The 24,660-nt window shown below is 55.4% G+C and carries 19 protein-coding genes and 1 tRNA gene; 13 read left to right on the top strand and 7 right to left on the bottom strand.

The window, feature by feature from the left end:
- Positions 1-9 precede the first annotated feature (9 nt).
- Positions 10-1,656, bottom strand: coding sequence for a T9SS type A sorting domain-containing protein (locus B1C80_RS03410; RefSeq protein ID WP_077919665.1), 1,647 nt, complete (start codon positions 1,654-1,656; stop codon positions 10-12).
- Between the two features lie 112 nt (positions 1,657-1,768).
- On the opposite strand from B1C80_RS03410, the gene B1C80_RS03415 reads away from it, so the two are divergent.
- The 8 genes from B1C80_RS03415 to B1C80_RS03450 all read left to right on the top strand — a co-directional run bounded on the left by B1C80_RS03415 (position 1,769) and on the right by B1C80_RS03450 (position 10,953).
- Positions 1,769-2,239, top strand: coding sequence for a hypothetical protein (locus tag B1C80_RS03415; protein ID WP_077919666.1), 471 nt, complete (start codon positions 1,769-1,771; stop codon positions 2,237-2,239).
- Positions 2,240-2,941: 702 nt separating this feature from the next.
- Positions 2,942-3,670 carry a polysaccharide biosynthesis/export family protein gene (locus B1C80_RS03420; protein WP_236648593.1) on the top strand — a complete coding sequence of 243 codons (729 nt, stop codon included), beginning with the start codon at positions 2,942-2,944 and terminating at the stop codon, positions 3,668-3,670.
- Between the two features lie 10 nt (positions 3,671-3,680).
- On the top strand, positions 3,681-6,029 hold the full coding sequence (locus tag B1C80_RS03425) for a tyrosine-protein kinase (RefSeq protein WP_077919668.1): 2,349 nt from the start codon (positions 3,681-3,683) through the stop codon (positions 6,027-6,029).
- 11 nt (positions 6,030-6,040) lie between these two features.
- Positions 6,041-6,709: a sugar transferase gene (locus tag B1C80_RS03430; protein WP_077919669.1), complete on the top strand. Its 669-nt coding sequence runs from the start codon at positions 6,041-6,043 to the stop codon at positions 6,707-6,709.
- 5 nt (positions 6,710-6,714) lie between these two features.
- Positions 6,715-8,085 carry an oligosaccharide flippase family protein gene (locus B1C80_RS03435; RefSeq protein WP_161492707.1) on the top strand — a complete coding sequence of 457 codons (1,371 nt, stop codon included), beginning with the start codon at positions 6,715-6,717 and terminating at the stop codon, positions 8,083-8,085.
- On the top strand, positions 8,063-8,707 hold the full coding sequence (locus tag B1C80_RS03440; protein WP_077919671.1) for a DapH/DapD/GlmU-related protein: 645 nt from the start codon (positions 8,063-8,065) through the stop codon (positions 8,705-8,707). The genes B1C80_RS03435 and B1C80_RS03440 overlap by 23 nt, the downstream gene beginning before the upstream one ends.
- Positions 8,700-10,103: a hypothetical protein gene (locus B1C80_RS03445; protein ID WP_077919672.1), complete on the top strand. Its 1,404-nt coding sequence runs from the start codon at positions 8,700-8,702 to the stop codon at positions 10,101-10,103. Before B1C80_RS03440 ends, B1C80_RS03445 begins: the two co-directional genes overlap by 8 nt.
- Positions 10,075-10,953 carry a glycosyltransferase family 2 protein gene (locus B1C80_RS03450; protein WP_077919673.1) on the top strand — a complete coding sequence of 293 codons (879 nt, stop codon included), beginning with the start codon at positions 10,075-10,077 and terminating at the stop codon, positions 10,951-10,953. The genes B1C80_RS03445 and B1C80_RS03450 overlap by 29 nt, the downstream gene beginning before the upstream one ends.
- Here B1C80_RS03450 and B1C80_RS03455 read toward each other — a convergent pair.
- From B1C80_RS03455 to B1C80_RS03465, 3 genes are read right to left on the bottom strand one after another with little or no spacing between them, the layout of a single operon-like run.
- A complete protein-coding gene (locus tag B1C80_RS03455; RefSeq protein ID WP_077919674.1) occupies positions 10,906-12,147 on the bottom strand; it encodes a glycosyltransferase family 4 protein in 1,242 nt (413 codons plus the stop codon). The two genes, B1C80_RS03450 and B1C80_RS03455, sit on opposite strands and share 48 nt — an antisense overlap.
- 11 nt (positions 12,148-12,158) lie before the next feature.
- On the bottom strand, positions 12,159-13,133 hold the full coding sequence (locus B1C80_RS03460; RefSeq protein WP_077919675.1) for a glycosyltransferase: 975 nt from the start codon (positions 13,131-13,133) through the stop codon (positions 12,159-12,161).
- A 49-nt stretch (positions 13,134-13,182) separates the two neighbouring features.
- Positions 13,183-14,007 carry a WecB/TagA/CpsF family glycosyltransferase gene (locus B1C80_RS03465; RefSeq protein WP_236648595.1) on the bottom strand — a complete coding sequence of 275 codons (825 nt, stop codon included), beginning with the start codon at positions 14,005-14,007 and terminating at the stop codon, positions 13,183-13,185.
- A 190-nt stretch (positions 14,008-14,197) separates the two neighbouring features.
- Between B1C80_RS03465 and B1C80_RS03470 the strand changes: the two genes are divergently transcribed.
- From B1C80_RS03470 to B1C80_RS03480, 3 genes are all read left to right on the top strand, one after another.
- Positions 14,198-15,007 (top strand): tyrosine-protein phosphatase, encoded by an 810-nt coding sequence (locus tag B1C80_RS03470; RefSeq protein ID WP_236648597.1) that lies wholly within the window; start codon positions 14,198-14,200, stop codon positions 15,005-15,007.
- Between the two features lie 12 nt (positions 15,008-15,019).
- Complete coding sequence (locus B1C80_RS03475; protein WP_077919676.1) at positions 15,020-16,348, top strand: MFS transporter; 1,329 nt, start codon at positions 15,020-15,022, stop codon at positions 16,346-16,348.
- Positions 16,349-16,361: 13 nt separating this feature from the next.
- Positions 16,362-16,439, top strand: a tRNA-Val gene (locus tag B1C80_RS03480).
- A gap of 139 nt (positions 16,440-16,578) precedes the next feature.
- Here the strand turns inward: B1C80_RS03480 and B1C80_RS03485 are convergent.
- Positions 16,579-18,192, bottom strand: coding sequence for a catalase (locus tag B1C80_RS03485; protein WP_077919677.1), 1,614 nt, complete (start codon positions 18,190-18,192; stop codon positions 16,579-16,581).
- Between the two features lie 224 nt (positions 18,193-18,416).
- A complete protein-coding gene (locus B1C80_RS03490; RefSeq protein WP_077919678.1) occupies positions 18,417-20,024 on the bottom strand; it encodes a SulP family inorganic anion transporter in 1,608 nt (535 codons plus the stop codon).
- 112 nt (positions 20,025-20,136) lie between these two features.
- Between B1C80_RS03490 and B1C80_RS03495 the strand changes: the two genes are divergently transcribed.
- Positions 20,137-21,339, top strand: coding sequence for an SAM-dependent methyltransferase (locus B1C80_RS03495; RefSeq protein WP_201723548.1), 1,203 nt, complete (start codon positions 20,137-20,139; stop codon positions 21,337-21,339).
- Between the two features lie 93 nt (positions 21,340-21,432).
- Positions 21,433-22,113, top strand: a complete 681-nt coding sequence (locus B1C80_RS03500) for a hypothetical protein (protein WP_077919680.1) — start codon at positions 21,433-21,435, stop codon at positions 22,111-22,113.
- Positions 22,114-22,194: 81 nt separating this feature from the next.
- Here the strand turns inward: B1C80_RS03500 and B1C80_RS03505 are convergent, their stop codons facing one another.
- Positions 22,195-24,660 (bottom strand): bifunctional UDP-N-acetylmuramoyl-tripeptide:D-alanyl-D-alanine ligase/alanine racemase, encoded by a 2,466-nt coding sequence (locus B1C80_RS03505; RefSeq protein WP_077919681.1) that lies wholly within the window; start codon positions 24,658-24,660, stop codon positions 22,195-22,197.

The raw sequence follows: 24,660 nt of genomic DNA on the forward strand, positions 1-24,660 counted from the left end.
TTCCGCCGGTTATCGGGTGATGATCACCTTTCGGGTTTGGCTACCCGATTCGCTGGTGATCCGTAAAACATACAGACCCGCGGGCAGGGCCGCTACATTCATCGTTTCGCGGGCGGTCCGCACTGGCTGCCGGCTTACTATCCGGCCAGCGGTGGTCTGTAGTACCAACTCCGTAGCGGCAGCGGGTGTTTGACTCAGCAGAACGGTTAGTTCCGTGGCGGTCGGGTTCGGGAACACCTCGACCGCAGGCGCAACCGGCTCGCCGGCCGTGACCACCCCCATATCGAAGCGGCACAGATAGACGTCGCGGCCCGTCAGTTCGATGGTGCGCTGCCAGGTGTTTTTATAGCGTACGGTCAGGCTGGTTTTGGCTCCGTCGGTAGCATAGGGATTCTGGGCTGCAATCAGTATGGTGTTGTTTTTCACTACCCCGCGCCAAACTGGTTGCTGCCGGTCCATCAGGTCGCGGGCGGGGGTCTCGATGACCAGTTCATAATTCCCCTGAAACTGGTCAGCAAAGCGCGACAACCGGTAGAGGCCATGGGTAAAATGCTCGTAGGCCGCGTAGGTATCGGTTCTGGTACGCTCGAGCGATGGATTTTCCCAAAGCCACAACCCGGCCGCACCGGAGAAAAACGGAAAGATGGCGGTTGCTTCGGCCATAAAGGGCTGAATAAACTGCATCGGGCTGTTCGACGTATCGTGGTAGCGCAGCCAGACCCAGGGCACTACCGGCTTGTTGCTCCAGGCGCGGTTGACCTCTACATGGAAGAGCAGATAAGCCAGGTAATCCGGAGCCAGCGCGTTGGGATAATCGTAAAAATAATACGCCGATGGCGAGAGCGTAGTAAGCTGCTCATAAAAGGGTCCACCGACCCGCTGTTCGGTCGAATCTTTGACCAGGAAGTTGACCCGGCTCAGGTTGGTTGTCCAGTCAGACCAGCTGAAAGTCGGCACATTCAGGTAGGTATTCAGGATGGGCGTATCGGCATAGCTGCTAACCTGAATGGCCGACAGGTCGGCGTTCTGGCGCAGATACCGTGCGGCTTCGGCGTACAGATTCCGGATGGCCAGCCTGTAGGCCGCTACAAAGGCAGCATCGGACAGATTGCGGTACTGCGCGGGTACCCGACTGTCTTGCTTAAGCCGAAGAATCCGGGTATCGGTTTCAGCAATACGCTCCACATCCAGCGTCAGCCGGTCGGCCAGAATGACGTACTTACCGGCCGCATTGCGCTGCCCACCCGACACCTCCAGCAGCCACTGATTCCACTTGGCCCGGTAGGCCGTCAGGTCATTTGCCCAGGGGCTGTCGATCTCGCTCCAGGGCTGATTGGCCAGACTGGCTACGCCGTAATAGACGATGGCCCGCTGCCGGGGCTGAACCACCGTACCAAATTCACTGTCGGCAATCTGATCGATATGACTGAAGCCGTGTTGAAGCGGGCTGCCTTTGGTGTCGCCAAAGCGTGGGCCGCCATAAATAACGGGAAACGGCAGGGAGAAGGCCGGAAACTTGTCCCACTCAATCCGATTGGGCTGGCTAACGGGCGTGAACGTCAGCCGGTCAGCACACTGCTGCTGGGCTCGTGCCGGACTACTGGTACCCGCCCAGAACAGAGCATACAGTAAGAAAAAGCCAATTCGGACGCGCATTGCTTGAGTTTTGAGCAAAACTACTGAATTTTAACCCCAGGCCAGCCCCGTTTACTCGTTCTATAGGAAGAAGAGGTTTATTTCATTTCGCTGCCCTATTCATTTTATCAGCATGAAAACGTTCAAAGTTTCTCCCCTACTACTTCGGTTCATCGTTCTAATCAGCCTGCTGAGCACAGGAATGACCGCTTGCCAGGATGACGAAGGGACCACCCCTTCCGGTGCGCAGGCCGACCTGCTGGTTGCCAATAACTGGCGTACCAACCGTGTGACAACGGTAGACGGCCAGAATATTACCGTTGGCCGACTGAATCTGGCCACCCAGGTACTCTTTAATTTGAACATGCAGTTCCGGTCGAACGGTACCGTGCGCGCCCTGGACCCCAACCAATCCAATACGGTCGTGAACGGAGGAACCTGGACGCTGGCCCCCGACGGTAAGTCTATCGATGTTGTTGTAACGGGCTTTACCGGCAATTTCCCAATTGTCGAGCTGAATCGAACTAAATTAATTCTTCGCCAGAAAGCGCCTGTCGACGGTAAAGACGCCGATATTAATCTTGAATTTATACCAACTTTATAAGGTATAATATATCCTATATTTTAAAATACATTTTTGTAAAACAGCCGCATTTTTAATTATCCAGCTGGCACCCTATCTACCCTCAATTAACACCCAAAAAATAAGGCGTCGAACTCAATATAGTTCGACGCCTTATTTTTTATTTATCCCTCTCTGCCTCAATCCACCTTACTCTTTAGATTATATATCACTTGTATTCTTTTCAATAATTCTTCCAAAGCAAGCAAATCCATCGACCTACCATTATGCAATAACTTTCTGGCGTACACCCAATTATATCTCTAGATAAGCCTTTTGCTATTTTTTTTCCAGCGAGAAACGATCTATCTATAAAGTTACCCTGTCTAAAAATAACGTCTCACCAATTGAGCAAAACACGCTGCAGCGATGAGAAACATAACAAACTATTTTAATCGACTGGTATAACATTTGCAAGGCCTGTATTTCTGTAGCCGCCAACTTTATCAATCCACCGAATAACGCATCACGCAAGTCGTTCATTACCACCTTATCCAGCCAGAACAAATCCGTTTCTACTGGCTAAAAAGTTAACGAAGCTATGTATGGTGTATTACTGCCTACTTACTTATCATTCACAGAATGTTTTACCCTTTTAGTCAGACCAATCAAATAGATAGCTCTATTCGGCTGAGTATGGTTTCGGCTTGCCTTATCAGTCTGGTCTGGTTGTGTAGCAGCTGTGTGTCTCCCAAACAAATCGTTTATTTCCAGGATGACTCGGGCGCAAAGAGTGCTATCCAGGCGGCAGAAACCTACGTTCCCCGGCTGGGGCCCGGCGATGTGCTCGCTATACAGGTGAGTAGCCTGAATCAGGAGGCCAGTAGCTTCTTCAACCCCTACTCGCTCATGCAGACAAACAATGGGCGTACTCAGCCAGGCACCCCAGCCGGTCTGCCCGAGATGGCGGGTTACCTGGTGTCTCCTGCCGGCACTATCGAGTTACCGCTCGTCGGTACAGTGCCGGTAGCGGGGCTGACGGTTGCGGAGTGCAGCGCGCTGATCCGGCAGAAGCTTACCGCCTATCTCAAGGAGCCGACTGTCAACGTCAGAAATCAAAATTTCCGCATTTCGGTACTCGGCGAGGTGGCTCGTCCCTCGCTGTTTACGATTCCAAACGACCAGATAACCATTATCGAAGCGCTGAGCCTGGCCGGCGACGCTACGATCTATGGACGTCGGGATAATGTGCTGGTAATTCGGGATGAAAACGGCCGCAAAACCTTCACGCGCATCAATCTGACCCAGCGCCACCTGTTCCGATCCCCCTATTATTATCTGCATCCCAATGATATCGTCTACGTTGAGCCTGGCAAGGCCCGCGTTGCCAATGCCGATCGCTTCTATCTGCTAGTACCTGCGGTCTTGAGCGCCCTGTCCTTCATCGCCATCATATTCACCGGTCGCTATTAACCCACCAGTTATGTCGAAAACTGCTCCGTATTCATACGTTCCGTATCAGGTTATGGATACCGATAATGCCCTCCGTGCGCACCTGATGCGGTACCTGCGGCACTGGTACTGGTTCGCACTTGCAGTGAGCCTCATGCTCCTGGTGGCCTTTATCTACCTGCGGTTCAAGCAACCGGTTTACCGGAGTCAGGCCAGCCTGCTCATTAAAGATGAAAAAAAAGGGCTCGACTCTGACAACATCCTTAAAGAGCTGGAGATTTTCGCTCCCAAAAAAGTAGTCGAAAACGAAATCGAAATTCTGAAGTCCTACACCCTGATGGACAAAGTAGTTCAGCAGCTCAACCTGGAGATCAGTTATTTTAAGGATACGCCTTACGGCCAGCGAGAAATATACCAGTGGACACCCGTCCGGCTGATCGTTGAACAACCCACAGCCGATTTATACCGCGACGAACCGTTCAGGATTACGTTTCTGAACGCAACGAGCATTCAGCTCGACGACCACACCTATCCCCTGAATACCAGTGTACAGACGCCTTACGGTCGACTTCGTTTTTTTTGTCCCCAGCCGGTTTCGGCTCGTACCGAACCCATTTCGGTGCAGGTAAACCCCCGCTCCCGGGTAGTTACCGATCTGCTGCGACTCCTGAAGGCCGAACCGACCAGCAAAGCATCGACGGTTATTATGCTGACCATCGAAACGGGGGTTCCTCAGAAAGGAGAGGCTCTGCTGAACCGCCTGATCGATGTGTATACGGAAGCATCCATTCTGGACAAGAACCGGGTCGCGTCCAATACACTTAATTTCATTGATGACCGGCTGCAACTGGTTTCCGGCGAACTACAAACGGTTGAGAAAGGGGTTGAACAATATAAATCGTCGCAGGGCATTACCGATCTGGGTACGCAGGCCAAAGGATTTCTCGAAACGGCCCAGCAGAACGACGCCAACCTGAGCCAGGTTACTATCCAACTCGAGGCCCTACGCGACATCGAAACCTACATCAACAGCCAGCCCGAATACCGCAGCGGTACCCCCGCCACGCTGGGCCTTACCGACCCTACCCTGCTGGCCCTGATTGAGTCGTTCACCAGGCTGGAAACCCAGCGCGAACACCTCGCCCGCACCACCTCGGAGCGGAACCCGCTAATGCAGACCGTCAACAGCCAGCTCCGATCCCTCAAAACCAGCATTTCGGAAAACGTCAGCACCATGCGGAATATGCTGAGTAGCGCTCAGCAACAGTTTCAGGCCAACAACCGGAAACTGGAAGGCACCATCCGCACGATTCCGGCCAAAGAACGGACGTTGATGAACATTACCCGTCAGCAGGCTATCAAAAACGAGTTGTATACCTACCTGCTGCGCAAGCGTGAAGAGACCGCGGTATCCTACGCGTCGGTCATTTCTGACTCGCGTATTGTTGACGTTGCCCGCACGGATACGAAACCGGTAAAACCCAATCAGCAGCTGATCTATCTGCTTTTCGGTTTGGCGGGCTTGCTGCTGCCCGTACTGGCCTTCTCGGTATATGATGCCATCAACAACCGCGTCATCCGCCGGTCAGATGTTGAGGAGGGGACGCAGGTTCCGATTCTTGGGGAGATTGTCCGGAAGAAACAGGTAGAAGCGCTGGTAGTGGGCGCCCGCAGTAAAACGGTTATTGCTGAACAGATTAGAACCCTGCGCACCAACCTGAATTACCTGCGAAACAGTCGGGGTGGCAGTCAGGTACTGCTGTTCACCTCTAGTATTTCGGGTGAAGGCAAGTCGTTCATCTCGCTCAACCTGGGGGCCAGTCTGGCACTGATGGGCCTGCGTACGGTCATTCTGGAGATGGACCTACGGAAACCGCGCCTGCACCAATCACTTAACTACCCCAACGGACTGGGTCTAAGCGACTACCTAACCGGCGAAACAACCCTGGAACAAATCGTTAATCCGCTGCCCAACAACGAAAATTACTGGATCATTACCAGCGGCACCCTGCCTCCGAACCCCTCGGAACTGCTGGCAGGGCCCCGGCTCGAAAAGCTGATTCATGATCTGCGCCAGCATTTCGACTATATCCTTATCGATGCCCCCCCCATTGGGCTGGTAACCGATGCGCAGCTGATCGCCCCTTTCGCCGACGCTACCCTCTACATCGTCCGGCATGATGTAACCCCCAAAAACTGCCTCAAGATGGTGGAGTCGCTGTACCGCGAAAAACGATTTAACAAACTCAACATCGTACTCAATGCGGTCAGGAATGATGCCGCCAATTACTACAGCTACGGTGGCTACAACAGCGACCGGTACCAGTACGAAGCGGTGAAGAAAAAGACATTCTTAAGTCGGTTTAAACTCAATGCCTAACCTCGATCTTCATGGTTACTGATACGATAAAAACCTACTCCCGAAAGCGCCATGCCGTTGCTGACGCCGATACCCGCTCGTCTGGCTATTGGGGAAAACGGGTATTCGACCTCACGATCAGCTTGTTCATAATCGTCTTTGTGCTGAGCTGGCTCATGCCCATCATTGGCCTTGCCGTTATCCTCTCCTCACCAGGTCCGGCTCTGTTTGTGCAAATCCGGTCGGGTCGAAATGGGCGTCAGTTTCACTGCTATAAATTCCGAACTATGTTCATTGCCCCCCGGCATAACCATCCGTTCCGGCAGGCCTCTCCCGACGATCCGCGCGTTACGCCTTTGGGCCGACTGCTCCGCCGAACCAATCTGGACGAGATTCCCCAGTTTCTGAACGTACTCCTGGGCAATATGAGTTTAGTAGGTCCCCGCCCCCACCCAATCGAGCTCGACGCCCAATATTGGTATAAGCTACCCGGATACGCTCGCCGGTATGATCTGAAACCAGGCATTACCGGGCTGGCCCAGGTTCGTGGCTATCGGGGGGCGGTAATGAACCCGCTCATGATGAAGCATCGGGTTCGTTACGACCGCTTCTACATCCAGAAAGCCTCTCCGCTGCTCGATGTGTCTATTTGTCTACAGACTCTGGCGGCCATGTTTACGGGTAATACCGATGCGTTCTGATGTCGATGAAGCGCTTTTTCATCCAGCGTATAAACCGCATCGATACCCGTAGTCTGCTGGTGTATCGAAACATTATTGAATCCATTTTTCTAAAGGGAGCCAGTGTTCTGATCGGCTTCGTTACGGTCACTTTGACGGTTCAGTACATTCCCGTCAATGATTTTGGTATCTGGATGACCATCACCTTTCTGACCAGCTGGTTTAGCCTGGTCGATGTCAGTTTCGGCAATGGCCTGCGCAACAACCTCGTGCTCTTTTTCAATCATGGCGATGATACCAGCGCCCGGGAGCACATCAGCACCCTTTACTTTCTTTCAGCCCTTTGCGCACTGGGTTTATGCCTGCTGTTTGGTTTGGCGCCCGGGCTAGTAAACTGGACCACACTGCTGCACATCACCAGCGATCAGCCCGCCCGCATCAACGCTATTATTACGTACACGTTGATCGGCTTCAGCCTTCAGTTAGTTCTGAAGCCGATCAATTCCATTCTCCTGGCCGACCAGCGAACCGCCACGGTAGCCCGCATCATGCTGCTGATCAATGCGCTGATCGTCGTGCTGATCTATCTGGTTTCTGTCATGTCGACGCCCTCTCTGCTACTCATCGCTCACATTTCCAACACCGTACCACTGCTCGTATTCGCTTTGGCGTCGGTCTATTTTTTCCGTACCCAGTATGCCCGGGTCCGCCCCTCCATTCGCCATATCCGGTTCGAACTAACCGGTAAGTTGCTAAATGTCAGCGGCCAGTTTTTCTTTCTGCAGCTGATCAGTGTCCTCGTTTTTACGTCGGGAGGGCTGTTTATCTCCTTTTTTCTGGGTTCCGGCCACGTGGCCCCGTTCAGCATTGCCAACAAGTACTTCAGCCTGCTGACTTTTTTGTACGGTATTGTGATCACCCCCTACTGGTCGGCTTTTACCGATGCCTGCGTTAAACAGGACATAGATTGGATTCAGGAGACCATGCGCCGTCTTAACCGGCTCAGTCTGGCTATGGCTGCGCTCGCGCTGCTGATGTTCGTGGTTGCCCAGCCCGTGTTTGCGTTCTGGATTGGCCCCAAAATTCCGATTCCGGTAGGTCTGTGCGGGTGGCTAACCGCCTACGTGATCAGTTTTATTTTTCTGAGCAACTACAACTACTTCGTCAACGGAGCCGGGCAACTTGGCCCGCTGGTGCGGGCGTCGCTGATTGGGGCCGTCCTGTATGTACCCCTCAACTACCTGCTGTTTCGGTATGCTCAGGCCGGATCCGCCAGTGTGGTGATTGCCGGTACAATCTGGAACTGCTTTCTGCTGATCGTCTGCGTTGGTCAGTACCGGCGTTTTATTCATAACCGAGCCCAGCCCTCTGTTTATGCGGATCTTCTCAGTCATTAGACTCGGCTACCGGGCTGTCCGGTTTGTTCGTCGGCGGGTCAGGCGCTGGGGTGGTCAGCAACTGACCCGATTGCGGTTCTATATTAACGGGGCCACGATAGGGCCCGGCCTGAAAAGCTACGGCATTCCGATCGTTGACATCAACGAGGGTTGCCGCCTGACCATTGGGCATTCGCTGATGCTGAACAACGGCATGAACCATAACCGCATCGGCCGCCAGCAACCCTGCTTGTTCATTGCTGATCTGGGCGGTACAATCCGCATTGGCGACCGCGTTGGCATGAGCGGAACAGCGCTGGTGTGCCACCGGTCTATCGTCATTGGCAACGATGTCAGCATCGGGGGCAATACCGTGATTTATGATACTGATTTTCATAGCCTCGACGCCCGGCAGCGGGGTACCAGCGCCGATAACGCCCTGGCCAGTACCGCTCCGGTACATATAGGAAACCAGGTTTTTATTGGTGCGCACGTCACCATTCTGAAAGGCGTCTGCATCGGTGATCACGCCATTATCGGCGCCGGCGCGGTGGTGACCCGGAACGTTCCGCCCTATGAGCTATGGGCGGGCAACCCGGCCCGGCACATCCGTTCACTACAGGTACCATCGATCCATGAATAAGCTGCTGCTGATGGTCCTCTGCTTCCTGATGGCCCAGCTGACTCCCGTTGTGTATCAACTCGGATTTGGCTACCGGGAGGCTTTCATATACCCATCTCTTCTCAGCCATACGCTCCTGGTTGTGCCCATCTTCGTTGTCTTTCATCTTAAGAATCGATTTACGAAAGGGTTCCTGCTCATATGGATAGGCTGGCTGTTTGTTGGCGAGGTAAAAATCCTGACCTATTACGCGGTCAATCCCTACTACATCGCCATGGACGAAGGCTGTATTATTTACAACCTGTTCCTCAGTTGCCTGAGCCTGGGTATGCTTGTCCATGACCAGCTGACCCCTGTCAAACAGGTACCGGCTTCGGCTCAACAAACCGGTCGCCCCCTCTTTAACGACCTGACCTGGCTGGAGTACCCACTCCTGTTTTTCCCCCTGCTCTGGTTCGCTGATTTCATTAGCCACGTAGGGTATATCCCGATCCTTTCCGGAAGCGACTTTACGGATAAAATGTACGAGATCGACTACGGGTATGTTTACAACTACGGCTTTTTCAACTGCGTGTCGGCGGTTCTGCTGTACGATCGCTTCCAGCGCGCTGACCACAAAGCCGCCCGGTTTGCCTGGCTGGTTGCCGTAGTTGGGGCGGTACTTATCATGACGATCGACAGTAAACGGCTGTTTCTGCTCGTTTCGCTGCTGTCTATTTTCGCCTACGACAGAGTGCTGGCGGGTCGGGTTGCTATCAATCTCAAGTCGGTAATCATGCTGGCCAGCGCCGTGCTGCTGTACGCCGTACTGCAGAGCCTGCGCCTGGGCAATATGTCCATGTCGATTACCGGTACCGAGGGCTTCCCGCTGGGTGTCGAGTTTCGGGAATATATCCGTGCCGTTAACGAGTTTAGACCGGGAGAGATACCCGGCTATGATTTGACAGCCAGCACCCTGGGCTCACTGATCAACTCCTCGGTGCTGAAACTGGCGGGCTTCGACAAATCAGCGCTGGTGGCTAAGGATAGTGCCTTTTCGTTTATGAAGTTATTCGACTCCAGTAACACCCTCGGCATCCGGACAGGCCTGACATCGGAGTTATACTTTGCGTACGGATTTTATGGCCTGCTGGTTATTACCGGTTTTGGCTATGCCGTCAGTGCGCTGGCGTATTCGCTCTTAACGGTCAGCCGGAAATCAACCCTTGTTCTGCAAATTGTCAGTTTCTCCTTACTGGTGCTGACGGTGTTTGGGCAAAGTTCCGTAACAGCGGGTTGCCTGTGTGTCTTGTTTTACCTGTACGGCCTCATCCGGCTCGTTAGCCCGCGATTACCCCGGTTTGCGTTGCCCGTTTCCCCGGCCGAGCCGTCTCCTGCTTACTACAGCCGTGATCTACATTATCATTCCCGTACATAACCGGAAGGCCTACACCCGGCAGTGTCTGGCGAGTCTGTACCGGCAGACGTACGCCTACTTTACCGTGGTGGTCGTTGACGATGGATCTACTGATGGCACGTCAGCCATGATCCAGGCCGAGTTTCCGCAGGTGGTTGTACTTTCGGGGACCGGCTCGCTCTGGTGGGCGGGCGCTACGAATCTGGGTATCCAGTACGCCCTCGACCGGATGCCTGCCGATGCCGACGCCTTTGTGTTAACCCTCAACGACGATACGCAGGTGCCTCCCGACTACCTGACCAGCCTGGTACATGCCTGGCAGAACCATAAGCCCTGTGTGGTAGGCTCCATATCCGTGAATATCCATCAACCCGATCAGCTCCTCTACGCTGGAACCCGGCTGAACTGGTTCACAGCCCGGTTCACTGATCTGGCGCGAATCATGTACCGGAACCAGCTTAGCCAGCTGAAAGCCACGAACCAGCACGCCATTGACTCCGACAGCTTGCCGGGTCGGGGTATGCTGATCCATCGGTCGGTCATCTCGACGGTCGGGCTTTTCGATGCGCACCATTTTCCGCAGTACCTCGCTGATCTTGATTTTTCGATTCGGGCACGCCGGGCTGGCTTTCCGCTGTGGGTATCGGTCAACAGCCTGGTATATGAACATACCGAAACGACCGGCCTGTCGATGGACAGGGCAAGGTCATGGCGCTCGTTCTGGGATAGCCTGTTTTCGGTGCGGTCGCCGGTACAGCTACGCATACGGTATCACTTTGCCCGACTCCATGCCCCCAACGTCCCCCTGTTTCTGATGGCTGACTTAGGCCGGATTCTGGGCGGCTACCTGGTCCGGCGGCTCCGGCGGTAGCCACTCCGCAGACGTTCTGCCTCCTGCCGACTGAATGGTATCGGTATATAATCGGATTATGGCCTCGCGGGCTGCCTCTTTCGAGTAACGGGCGTACTCGAGACGACCATGCCGGGCTAGCTTCCGGCGCAGCTCCGGTTGGGTATCTAGCTGACCGACAGCCCGAATCAGGTCGTCGCTATCTCCTGTTTTGAACAGAAGCCCGGTCTGGCCGTCCGTTACGATCTGATTCAGGTTCTCCTGGTCAGAACAGATAATGGGGGTACCGGCCGCAAACGCTTCCAGCAAGACCGTAGGCAATCCTTCATACCAGACAGATGGTACGATCAGCGCCCGGCAGGTCTTCAGCGCGTCGATGACCGCCGTGCGCGACTGCCACCCCCGGTAGTCGATCGTCGGATGAGTGGCAGCCGCCCGGATAACCTCCGTTGCCAACGGCCCATCGCCCAGAATACGCAGCGGGAAGGGTCGCGACTGTGCCGCGTCGAGCAACACAGCAACACCCTTCTCGGCCGACAGGCGGCCTATGTACAAAAAGAAAGCCTGTCGTTGCTCAACATCAGCCGCGCCTACATCGGCTACGAAATTGGGCTTTACCACGACCTGATCGGGTCGCAGTTTCAGCGATGACTGAAGTATTTTCTGACGGGCAAACTCCGTCAGCACGACAAATCGATTGACACTTCGCCAGACCCCTGTCAGCTTGTGTAACAGGGTTGTCAGCGATAGTTGGGCCGACTGCAGGTACGACTGGCGGAAGCAGGCGTGACGAATACCCGTCAGCGCAACGGTCCGGGTCAGGCAGGTTTCGCAGGGGATGCGGCCTTCCCGCATCAGCAGTCCGCTCACGCACACCAGCCGGTAGTTATGCAAGGTCATCACCACGGGCACCGTACGCTGGCGGGCCACCCGAATCACCGACGCCGAAGCCGTATAAAACAGGTTATGGATATGAACCAGATCGGGCCTGAACTGAGAGATCACCTGATCGAGCCGTTTGCCCGATTGCGTATTATACAGTGCCTTTGCTCCAGAGCGCAGGGTACGAACCAGGGTACCGTCAAAGCTTTCGTTGGTAAAGGTGAGCGTTTCTACCGTGACGCCCGCATCGCGGAGCAAAGCGGCTTCCTGTTCAAAAACAGCGTCTTCTCCGCCCGGCTGCTGGTAGTAATTGTGGATGAGCAATATCCGCATGGATCTCGGTGCTAGCTGGTAACACGGCGATTTCGACGAATAGGGTTTATAGTCAGCCAGGTCCGGATTTTATTCAGGATACGCACCGGTATACTAAATTTCCGTTGAAACTGACGGGTATAGAACCAATTAGGTACGGCCCGGTCGGGTAACCGGAAGTAGCGCTGCTGCCCAGCATCGAGCGGGGTTTTATACCGGTCAAAAATGACCTCGGTGGTTGAGTCGATGGAGTCGACGCCGATGTTCAGGGTCTTGGAAACGGTTGGATATACGGTTAACCCCTTTTCCTTGAATTCGCTGTAACACAGCCGTATATCCCAGGCGTCGATGGCTTTGGTATGCGCCCGGCGCAGCATCCGGACCCGGTCAGTCCCGCCCGCGTTGAACGCCTGCCTGGCCCGCCGGTCGGCCATGAACGCATCGAAGTCGGTCAGTTCCCAGTCGACCCGGTGCCAGCGGTTGGCCCAGATTCCCCAGCCCCAGGCGCAGGTTCTGCCAAAGAAATAAACATCGTCGGTATAGTCGGCGGGTTGCCGAAATGGAAAGGTGTAGCCGCCTACCGAGAAAACCGAAGGCGTGTCGGCGTACTGGGTCAGACATTGATTCATGTAGTCCAGAAAATTAGGACTGGTCACGATATCATCTTCCAGCACGATCGCTGAGGGGTACTTGCGGAGTACTTCCGTAACGCCGGCAATGATGGAGTTGGCACAGCCTTTATTGTGATCACTGTACACCCGATGAATGGTTCGAAAGCCGCTCAGGCCATCCAGCAGAGCGCGTACCGCCATTACTTTGGCCGCTTCGTCGGTCCGTCGGGGACCATCCAGTCGGGGACCATCCAGTCGGGGACCATCCAGTCTGGGACCATCCACGAAGACGTATAGATCACTCGCGGGGGCCAGGTGGTTGGCCTGCAAAGCCGTCAGCGTTCGCTGAAGCTCGTGAGCACGCTTGTAGGCGAATAAGATTATCGGGGCAGGCATACGTAATTGATCACTGGGGAATACAGGGCAACCAGCACAGACTGGTCGGCTAGAGGTAGCTGTCTGTCAATTCAGCCGGATCAGCCGGGAGGGGCCGTTGCTGCCGGTACCACTGTTGAGCCAGGTAGTAAAGAAACAGGGTGTTGGTAACGGCGTAGCGGGCAAACAACCGACGTGGCTCCTGCATGAATCGATATAACCATTCGAGGGCAGATCGCTGCATCCAGCGGGGTGCCCGTTTCTGCGAACCAACCGTTACCGGGAGCGCTCCACCAATCCCAAGCAGGACAGCCGGTATACGGTCCGACAGGGCCGCCATCCAGGCCTCCTGCCGGGGGCATCCCAACGCCACGAAAACGAGCTGGGCCCCTGACAAACTGATCTGAGTCGTTACCTGCGCTTCTTCGGCCGGGCTGAGCGGCCGGAAAGGCGGTGAATACATACCGACAATTCGTAGCGTAGGGTGATGGTGAAGACAGTAGCGGTTGCACATGGCCAGCACCTCGCCGGTGGATCCGTAGATATACACGGCCAGTTGATGCCGGTCGGCCTCCCGAAATAAGGTAGGTAGTACGTCGAGGCCCGTGATCCGCTCCTGCCGGATTCCATACAGCCAGCGAAGCGCCCAGGTCAGCGGTACCCCATCGGCCAGCGTCCAGGTCGACCGGTTAACCGCCTGCCTGAACGTTGGATTACGGGCGGCTTCCACGATCATGTGGGCATTTGCGAAACAGGCGTATCCCGACTCCCGATGCCGGGCCGCGTCGATCACCTGGTCGATAAACTGGTCGTATCCACAGGCCGTAATAGTCAGGCCTACGACCTTATGTCGGGGGCTGGGCGCTGGCATTACCTGGGTGAGGTTAGCTTTCATGATCGGTACCTGGTCTACACCTGTACTAACCAGACGTAAAACCAGACCGGATGTAACAACGCCTGTCCCTGAGACGCGGATCATCGGGCATGCGGATTGGCCTGTCTGACCGGGAAAGTCGTTTGGTACCGGTTTAGCTGTACATTTACAGACTGTATAGTCAGTGCTGCGTATCCACCAGCTTCAGGTAATGAATTCTCTACATAGCTTGCTACGTCAGTTCAGGTCCCTGTTTCCGGGCTGGCAGGGCGATGTCCCTACAGAAACGACCTGTTTCTGGCAAACCGACATTCATTCGCACCTGGTACCGGGTGTCGACGATGGCGTATCGACGCCGGAGCAGGCGCTCGACTGTTTACAGCAGCTGGCAGCCGGCGGGATCCGCCATGTAATCACAACGCCCCATGTCAGCCAGGACTGGTACCCCAACACCCGGGACACCCTGCTGACGGGTCTGACTTCTCTGCGCCAGCTGGTTGCCGATCATCAGCTCCCGCTTACCATCGATATGGCTGCCGAATACCTGGTCGATGATCTTTTCCTCGACCTGCTTCATGCCGATCAGCTGCTCAGCTTCGGTCCGGAGCGGTATGTACTCTTCGAAACCGGCTGGGCCTCGGCGCCCCATTTTTTGAACGAGATTCTGTTTCACCTGCTGGCTCAGGGCTATCAGCCGGTGCTGGCCCACCCGGAACGGTATACCTACTACCACGACCAGCTGAAAACGCTGGATGAACTCCGGTCGAAAGGGTGCCTGTTCCAGCTCAACTGGGGCTCACTGACCGGGCGATATGGCAGACGGGTAAAGACGCAGGCGCAGCGACTGCTTCGGCAAAAATGGGTTGACTTCATCGGCTCCGACGCCCATCGTCCATCCGATCTGGCTATACTGCCTACCCTCATTGCGTCGGCCGACTATGAGCAGCTTCGACAACAGCCGCTGCGCAACCAGAGCCTGCTGGGGCTGTCCAGCATCCCACCCACTGAATCACTCTGCTGACTACCTCACCCTATGCAAAAGAACGATCCTCGAACCCTCACTGCCTGGACATTCTACGACTGGGCCAACTCTGTTCACTCGCTCGTCATTGTATCGAGTATTTTCCCGGTTTATTTTTCGGCAACGGCACTCAACGAAGCCGGTGGCCCGGTCATCGATTTTCTGGGCATGTCGATCAAAAACTCGGTGCTGTTTTCCTATACGGTATCGGCCGCATTTCTGCTCACCGCCCTGCTATCGCCGGTCTGCACGGCGATAGCCGACTATAGCGGCAGGAAGAAAGCATTCATGAAAGGTTTCTGTTACACGGGTGCCATTAGCTGTAGTCTACTGTATTTTTTCACCCAGGACACCACCACCTTTGCCGTTATCTGCTTCTGGCTGAGCCTGATTGGCTGGAGTGGCAGTATTGTCTTCTACAATTCCTACCTCCCCGACATTGCCACCGAAGACCGCTATGACCGGGTCAGCGCACGGGGCTTCTCAATGGGGTACATCGGCAGTGTATTGCTGATGATACTCAACCTGGTCGTTATCCTGAAGCGCGACTGGTTCGGTAATATTTCCGAAGGCATGGCGTCCCGCCTGGCTTTCCTGACCGTTGGCCTGTGGTGGATCGGGTTCGCGCAAATTCCCTTCAGCCGCCTGCCCGACGGTGTCAGGAAAGAAGCTGTGGCCAATCCGTCGGCGGGCGGCAGCTACCTGCTCAATGGATTTAAAGAGTTGAGAAAGGTATTTTCTGAACTACAGATGCTGCCGATGGTGAAACGGTTTCTGCTGGCTTTCTTCGTGTACAACATGGGGGTACAGACGGTGATGTATGTAGCCACCATCTTCGGCAGCGACGAGCTAAAAATGGAAGGACAGAGCCTGATTATCCTGATTCTGCTACTCCAGCTGGTTGCCATTCCGGGGGCTTACGGGTTCTCGCGACTGTCGGAGCGGATTGGGAATACGTATGCGCTGATGGTAGCGGTTGTGATCTGGATCGGTATCTGCGCAGCCGCCTATTCGGTGCAGACCGAAATGCAGTTTTTCGCGCTGGCGTCGGTAGTAGGCCTGGTGATGGGCGGGGTGCAGTCGCTCTCGCGGTCTACCTACTCCAAACTAATTCCGGCCACGACCGATACGGCTTCCTATTTCAGCTTCTACGACGTTACCGAAAAGTCATCGATCGTACTGGGCACGCTGTTATACGGCCTGATCGAACAACTAACGGGCAGCATGCGAAATTCTGTGCTGGCCCTATTGGTGCTGTTTGTCATCGGGTTAGTGCTGCTGTGGCGGATTCCGTCGCAAAAAATCTACCGGAGCTCATTAGAAAAAGCAGAACTTTTGTAAATTTGCTCCACGAAGGAGGTTAGCTCAGTTGGTTCAGAGCGCTGCTTTGACAGAGCAGAGGTCAGCGGTTCGAGCCCGCTACTTCCTACCAGAGAACTCGAGAGCAACCCGCTTTCGAGTTTTTTTGTACCCCCATTGGCGACTCCAGTAGCCAACTGCGGGCCCACGATACGAAACAGGCCCGCGTACAGAGTTGTACGCGGGCCTGTTTCGTATATTCTTCTAATCATCTAGTAAGGCTGGGCCGACTGCGATTCTTCGGCGGCCTGACGAACGCCTTCGGCCTGCGTCTCCGTTGGGGTGGCATGGCCATTGTTGGGTTCACGAAGTCCTTCGGCGACCCGACGGCCGTAGTCCTCATCACATTTCGTGAACAGCTCGATCATCTTGTCCTGTACGATCTTATGCGCCGGCTTGAGCGCTCCAACCAGGTTATTGATCAGGTCGTCGCGCTCCCAGTCCTCGAACAGGCGATACCGTTCACCCGCCTGTTTGAAGTCGTTGGTGCGTTCAATCTTCTGCCGCACCAGGTTTCCCGCTACATAGGGCGTATGATCCGGGCCAACCGTCGCTGATTCTTTTAAGCCACCCAGCGACGAAGGCTCGTAGTTGACGTGCGGGTTCTGGCCCGGGGCCGTATCAACATGGTAGGCCATCTGTCCGTCGCGCTGGTTGGTCGCCACCCGTTTCTTCGGCGCATTGATGGGTAGTTGCAGGTAGTTGGCGCCCACCCGGTACCGCTGGGTATCGGAATACGACAGCGTCCGGCCCTGCAACATCTTGTCGTCCGAGAAGTCGAGTCCGTCGACCAGCACCCCGGTTCCGAAGGCCGACTGCTCGACCTCGGCAAAGTAATTCTCCGGGTTTCGATCCAGCACCATACGCCCCACCGGCAGGAAAGGGAACTGGTCGGTTGGCCAGAGCTTGGTATCGTCCAGCGGGTCGAAGTCGAGTTCGGGATGCTCGTCGTCGCTCATGATCTGCACGCAGAACTCCCATTCCGGAAATTCACCCCGCTCGATCGCATCGTACAGGTCCTGGGTCGAATGGTTGAAGTTCTTACCCTGAATCTGTTCAGCCTGCTCCTGCGTCAGGTTCCTGATGCCCTGCTTCGGTTCCCAGTGGTATTTAACCAGTACGGCTTCGCCCGCTTCATTGACCCACTTGTAGGTGTTCACCCCCGACCCCTGCATTTGCCGGTAGTTGGCCGGGATACCCCAGGGCGAAAACAGGAACGTGATCATGTGCATCGCTTCCGGCGTGTTGCTGATGAAGTCGAAGATACGTTCGCCGTCCTGCCGATTCGTTACAGGATCGGGCTTAAAAGCATGGACCAGATCCGGGAACTTCATAGCATCCCGGATGAAAAACACCTTCAGGTTATTACCCACCAAATCCCAGTTTCCGTCTTCGGTGTAGAATTTGGTAGCAAAACCGCGGGGGTCGCGCAGCGTTTCGGGAGAATGACCACCGTGGATCACCGACGAAAAACGTACGAATACAGGCGTTTTCTTTCCTTTCTGCTGAAACAGTTTGGCCCGGGTATAGGTCGAAACGGGCTCATCGCCAACGGTTCCGTAGGCTTCGAAATACCCATGGGCGCCCGCTCCCCGGGCGTGAACAACCCGCTCCGGAATACGCTCCCGGTCAAAATGGGTAATCTTTTCCAGAAACTGGTAGTTCTCGAGCGTAGTTGGTCCACGGCTGCCGACCGTACGGGTATTCTGATTATCGCGGATGGGATGCCCCTGCCGGGTTGTCAGGGTTTGATCATCGGTGCTGCCGTTCTGCGCTGACTGACCATTCGTTGGATGACCGTTGCCGCTTTGATGTTGTGCTTCCATGGGTTCACAGGCTATACTTTATTCTCTATTAAAACACCAGACTATAAAGGGTGTTTGACCCGGTTGCGAATTTTATAGCTATTGTCCTGATAGAGAGCCCAAAACCCGGCAAGATTTTCGTGCCGGAGGGGTATATAGCGGTGCCTATACTGACCGGACACCAGCAAAACGCCCCGACTTTCCGCAAGTCGGGGCGTTTTATTCAGCACGTGTAGTGGAATGATTCAGTGATTAACCAGTACCTCCTCGCGCGGCCGGCGCCGGGTGTTCAGGTTCACATCGCGCAGCTCGTACTGAATGCCCTGCGCGGCAGCAACATCCTGAAAGTCATACAGCATGTTATAAATATCGTGATCGATGAACGCGGCCTTTTGTGCGTCGACAACAACCTGGTCACCCGTTCGCAGGCTCCCAAGCGCTTCTTTCAGCTGGGGCTTGCTCAAGAAAAACAAGTCTTTCTCGACCAGGATGAGCACCTGATTTCCCTCGCGCACCAGCCGGAAGGTAGACTGAAAATTGGTATAGAGTACGTAGATAATGCCTACAATGGTTCCGAGTGCAATGCCCTTCAGCAGATCGGTAAAGACAATACCCAGCACCGTCACGATAAAGGGGATGAACTGGCTCCAGCCATCTTTGTAACTCTTCCTGAAGATAGTGGGTTTGGCCAGCTTGTAACCAACCATAATGAGCACGGCGGCCAGGCACGACAACGGCACCAGGTTCAGCAGCGGGCCACCCAGAAAGACCGCTACCAGCAGCAGCACCCCGTGCAGCACGGCCGATATCCGGGTGCGGGCCCCTCCATACACGTTAGCGGACGACCGTACGACCACCGAGGTAATGGGCAACCCGCCGATCAGCCCCGACACCATATTGCCGACACCCTGGGCAATCAGCTCCTGATTCGTTGACGACACCCGTTTCTGGGCATCGAGCCGGTCCGACGCTTCGAGGTTCAGCAGGGTTTCCAGACTCGCAACCAGGGCGATGGTAGCCGCGATAGCATACACGCTCGGGTTGCTCAGCACGCTCAGGTCGGGAAAATCGAAGATCGAGAAAAAGTTTTTTCCCGGAGCGATAGTCGGGATCTGGACCATGTGCTGATGGGCCGTGTCGCCCAGGTACCAGGACGGTACACTAATCCGAAAAAACTCGTTCAGCATCACGCCCATAATAACCACCACCAGCGCCGACGGAAAGTTTTTGAAGAACGTTCGGGTACTGCGCCCGGCGATCCGCTCCCAGCCGATCAGGAACAGCAGCGATGACAGACTGATGACAACCGCGCCCGGACTGGCCGTTTCTATAGCCCGGTATATTTCTGACAGGGTATTTTCCCCATCGGCCAGTTGCTGAAACTCGAACTCGCCCTCGTAATCATTGTCACGGCCGAGGGCGTGTGGAATCTGTTTCAGAATGATAACGATACCGATGGCCACCAGCATTCCTTTGATGACGCTATCCGGGAAAAAACCGCTGAACCGGCCGGCTTTAATCAGCCCCAGGACCAGCTGGAAAAGACCGGCCAGTACGACCGCTACCAGAAATGCTTCGTAAGACCCTATTTTTGCAATAGCATCGGCAACGATAACCGCCAGCCCGGCAGCCGGCCCACTGACGCTGACCTCAGAGCCCGAGAGCAGACCAACCACTATGCCGCCAATGACCCCGGCCACCAGGCCCGAAAACAAAGGAGCTCCGGATGCCAGTGCAATGCCCAGGCAGAGTGGCAACGCCACCAGAAAGACGGACAGACCGGCGGGAATATCCTGACGCAGCCAGGCTGATTTGTAGTTCGTGAGCGTACGAACTGGACTTACTCGTTGCATAAGAAGGGCGGATTCGGGGAGCTGGCTGGTCGGTCAATGCCAGTTACACCTATAACGTTGCATGTTGTCTAAAGAGGTTAAAATTACTCAATTACTTATCCTGACTTACATTTTGACCAGACTTTCTGAAAAAGAACAGCAGTTCATCCGCGAACACCGAACCGATGATATCAGTGCGCTCCTGCTGCGCCCCAATCCCGCCGGTCTGGACCTGAAAAAGCTGGCCGCTCAGCTGAGTGCCCGTCAGAAAGCCCGGTATAAACTGCCTACCTGGTACGAGACCGACGAACTGGTATTTCCCCCCGCCCTATCGGTTGAACAGGCTTCCTCAGAAGCCACCGCCCGGTACAAGGCGTCGCTGGTTCAGGGCGGGTTGCTGCTCGATCTGACGGGCGGTATGGGCGTTGACACCTGGGCCTTCGCGCAGCGCTTACGTACGGTCATATACGTAGAGCAGCAGCCAGAACTGGCCGAACTGGCTGCCAGCAATCTGGCGACCCTTGGCCTGACCAATGTAACGGTGCAGACGGGTAATGGACTGGTGGTTGTACAGACCCTCAGCGAACCCGCCGACTGGCTGTATCTCGACCCGCACCGGCGCGACGAACAGGGCGGTAAAGTAGTTCGGCTGGCCGACTGCGAGCCGGATCTGTCGAAACCAGACGTGCTGGCCGGCCTGCTGACCAAAGCCAGTACTATCCTGCTGAAAACCTCACCCCTGATCGATATCGATGCTACGATCCGGCAGCTAAGTGGCCCGGCACAGGGCGTACGGGCCGTTCATATTGTTGCCTTACAGGGCGAGGTAAAAGAAGTGTTGTTCATCGTCGACCGTCAGCCTATAGATCAAGCACTGATCGAGGTTAACGCTGTTAACTTATTATCAGATAATACTATACACATTTGTTTTCGGCGACAGGAAGAGCGCACCGCCGAGGTTCAGTTTGGTGACCCGCAGGCCTATTTGTACGAGCCCAACGCAGCTGTACTGAAAGCCGGCGCCTTTCGGCTGGTGGCCTCCCGTTTTGGTCTCATCAAACTGGCTCCTCACTCGCATCTGTATACCAGCGATACGCTGCGTGCCGATTTCCCGGGTCGTATATTCAGGGTTGAGCAGCACATCCGGGCCGAGCGTAAGGCGTTGCAGGCCGTTGTGCCGAGGCTGAAAGCGAACCTGACCGTTCGTAATTTTCCGCAGACGGTTGCCGAACTACGCAAAAAACTGAGCCTGCAGGAAGGTGGGGATCAGTACCTGTTTGCCACCACCCTCCTCAACGGCGACAAGCGTTTGGTTGTATGCCGCAAAGCGAATTGACCCCGGCGGAACATTTTCACCACCGGAACCGTATGCATGTAGGCTTACCTGCTGGTAATGCCACCACATATCATCCCACTGATTGTATATCCAATGAAAAAGAACCTGTTACTCGCCCTGTTACTGATCACACTGTCGGGGGCCCGGCTGAGCGCCCAGACCATCTATGCGGGCGAAACCACCGTCGACAAAGCCAAACTAAGCGGCCTCTACCTGACTCTCCAGGGTGATGGCAAACAAATCGAGAAAGACTGGGAAACGTTTCTGAAGAGCTATGGGCGCCTGTCAGCGTCGCGGGGTACGTACCGGGTTCCCAATGCGGATATTTCTGCCATCTCGCCCGAACCCATCAATCTGACCAGCACGGTAAAATCGTCCAGAACCTCGGCTACCATTTTTGCTGCTTTCGATCTGGGAAGCGGCAACTTTGTGAAGGCTGGCGATCCCGCTTATGCGGCCGCGGAGACGTTGCTGAAAGAGTTTTCGAGCCGATCGCAGTATGATCAGGAGGTGCGGCTGGCGCAGACGGGTTTCGACGAAGCCCAGAAGAACCACCAGAAATCGGTCCGCAACGGGGAGCGGCTCCAGCGCGAGATAGAAACCAACGCCAAAGAAAAAGAGCGCCTGCTGAAGCGTCTGGACGAAAACGCCAAAGAGCTCGAACAGCTTAAGAAAGACATCGAGACCAACCAAACCGAGCAGGCCAGCGCCCTTACCGAACTCGAGAACCGCAAGAAAAACGTAGAAGCCGTCAAGGCCAAAAAGACCAACTAAACGCAGGATTCCCCGGGGCCGACAAACAGGTTCAATCAGTCAATAAACCGCTGCTCCGGCATGACTGCCCCGGGGCTTTCGTTAGTTTCCTTCCTTGACAAATACCCGTTTTACCCGTTCGCTGACGCCGGTCAGCAACTCGTACGGGATGGTATCGATCTGGCGGGCCAGTTCGCCGATGGGTAGCTCGGGGCCAAACACAATTACTTCATCACCTTCCGAAGCCGATGCACGGGTCACGTCAATCATTACCATATCCATGCATACATTGCCGACAATGGGGCATCGGGTGTCGTTTACCACGATCTGCCCAACGCCGTTTCCCAGCCGCCTGTCCAGTCCATCGGCATAGCCAATGGCTAGGGTGGCGATCCGGGCCTCCTGGTTCAGCACCCCCCGGCGACTATATCCGACGGACTCACCGGCCGGAACGGTTTTGATCTGGCTGATAACCGTTTTGAGTCGGCCAACGGGGCGAAGCGCGGCCGTATCCAGGTGGCTGGCTTCTACCCCGTACAGTCCAATGCCCAGCCGGACCATATCCAGTTTGTAATCGGGAAACCGAACGATACCGGCCGAATTCAGCAAATGCCGCACGGGCATATACCCCAGACCGGCTTCGAGCGCGTCGGTACACCGCCGGAAGGTTTCGTACTGCTGCTGCGAAAAGGCGTTGAACTGCGACTCGTCGGCCCCGACCAGATGGCTGAATACGGTAGCCACCCGCAGCTCGGGGTGCTCGCGCAGGTAGTCGATGACGCCGGGCAGTTCGCTCTCCAGAAAACCGAGCCGGTGCATGCCCGTATCGACCTTGAGGTGAATAGAGGGCACGGATAATGGGGCCGGCACGCCCCCCGATCTGTCTTTCAAGAACCGCACCCACTCCTGCAACAGGCGCAGGCTGTACATTTCCGGTTCCAGCCCATATTCACGTAGCGTGGCAAAGGTTTCGGGCGCAGGATTCATCACCATGATCGGCAGGGTAATGCCATTCTGGCGGAGTGACACCCCCTCATCCGCATAGGCCACGGCCAGGTAGTCGACCCGATGAAACTGGAGCAGCTGAGCTACCTCGGCGCTTCCGCTTCCGTAGGCGAAGGCTTTGACCATAACCATGATCCGGGTATCGGCACCTACTTTCTCGCGGTAGTAGTTAAGATTGTGAGTCAGCGCGTCGAGATTGATTTCCAGCAGGGTTCCGTGGACTTTCCGCTGCAGCCGGTTTACGATGCGCTCGAACGAAAACGGCCGGGCGCCCTTCACCAGCACCGTACTATCGCGCAGGTCACCAACCCGGAACTGGGTCAGAAACTCCTCCGTAGTTTCGTAAAACAGGCTGTTGTCGGCAAAAAACCGGGCGTAGCGACCCATGACCGGCCCGATGCCCACAAACAAGGCCACCTCGCCCGACCGGATCAGCCCCGCCACCTGTTCGTAAAGTTCCTCCTCGGGCTGGCCCGACTGTAATACGTCCGACAGGATAACCACCCGACGGCTCCGCGTGCTTTGCTGGTTCAGAAACCGAAGAGCCAGCGTTAGCCCCGCCACGTCGTTGTTGTACGAGTCGTCAATCAGTTCGCAATTATTGATGCCTTCTTTCTGCTCCAGCCGCATCGATACGGGCCGCAGCCGGTTCAGTCGCAACTGAAGGGCGTCCCCATCGAACCGGCGCAGGGTCAGCATCGTCACCAGACAGTGAATCAGATTTTCGACCGAAGCCGGATCGGTGAACGGTATCCGCAACTCATACGAACCCGCCGGGCCGGTCAGCAGCAACCGATCGGCGGTAAGGGTAGCCTGATAGAGCGCGTCTTTGCCGGTCAGCGACCAGGTCACGAAACGCATATCGGGGTTCACCGCTTTGAGCAGGAGCCGGATTTCTTCATCGACATCGCTGTAGTCGACACAATATACCAGCGAGCTGGCGTGAATAAACAGCCGTAGCTTCTCGGCTATTTTTTGTTTGCGGGTCCGGAAGCCCTCGTCGTGGGCGGTACCGATGTTGGTGAATATCCCCAGGGTAGGCCGGATAATAGCTTCGAGGGCCGCCATCTCGTGCGACTGCGAGATACCGGCTTCGAAGATGCCCAGCGTATGCCGCTCGTTGAGTTCATGTACCGACAGTGGTACCCCCAGCTGCGAGTTATAGCTTTTAGGGCTTCGGGCAATTACGTATTCGTCGGCCAGCAACTGAGCCAGCCATTCTTTCACAATCGTTTTGCCGTTACTACCCGTGATGCCGATCACCGGAATCCGAAACTGCCGCCGGTGTTCGGCCGCCAGTTTTTGCAGCAGGTGCAGGCTACTGTCGGCCTCGATAAACTCCGCGTCGGGGTAGTTGATCAGTTCGGCCTGCCGGTCAGGGCTGAGCGCCCCTCGCTCCACGACAAACTGACGAACGCCGGTCTGGTAGAGATCATGGATGTAATCGTGCCCATCGTGGTGGCTTCCGCGGATGGCAAAAAAAACGGCTTCGTCGGCCGCACCGGCAAGCTGTCGGGAGTCGGTGAGCCAAACGGGCCGGATGGAATGTTGGGTTGGTGTCAT

The sequence above is a fragment of the Spirosoma sp. 209 genome, assembly GCF_002006735.1.
Classification (GTDB): domain Bacteria; phylum Bacteroidota; class Bacteroidia; order Cytophagales; family Spirosomataceae; genus Spirosoma; species Spirosoma sordidisoli.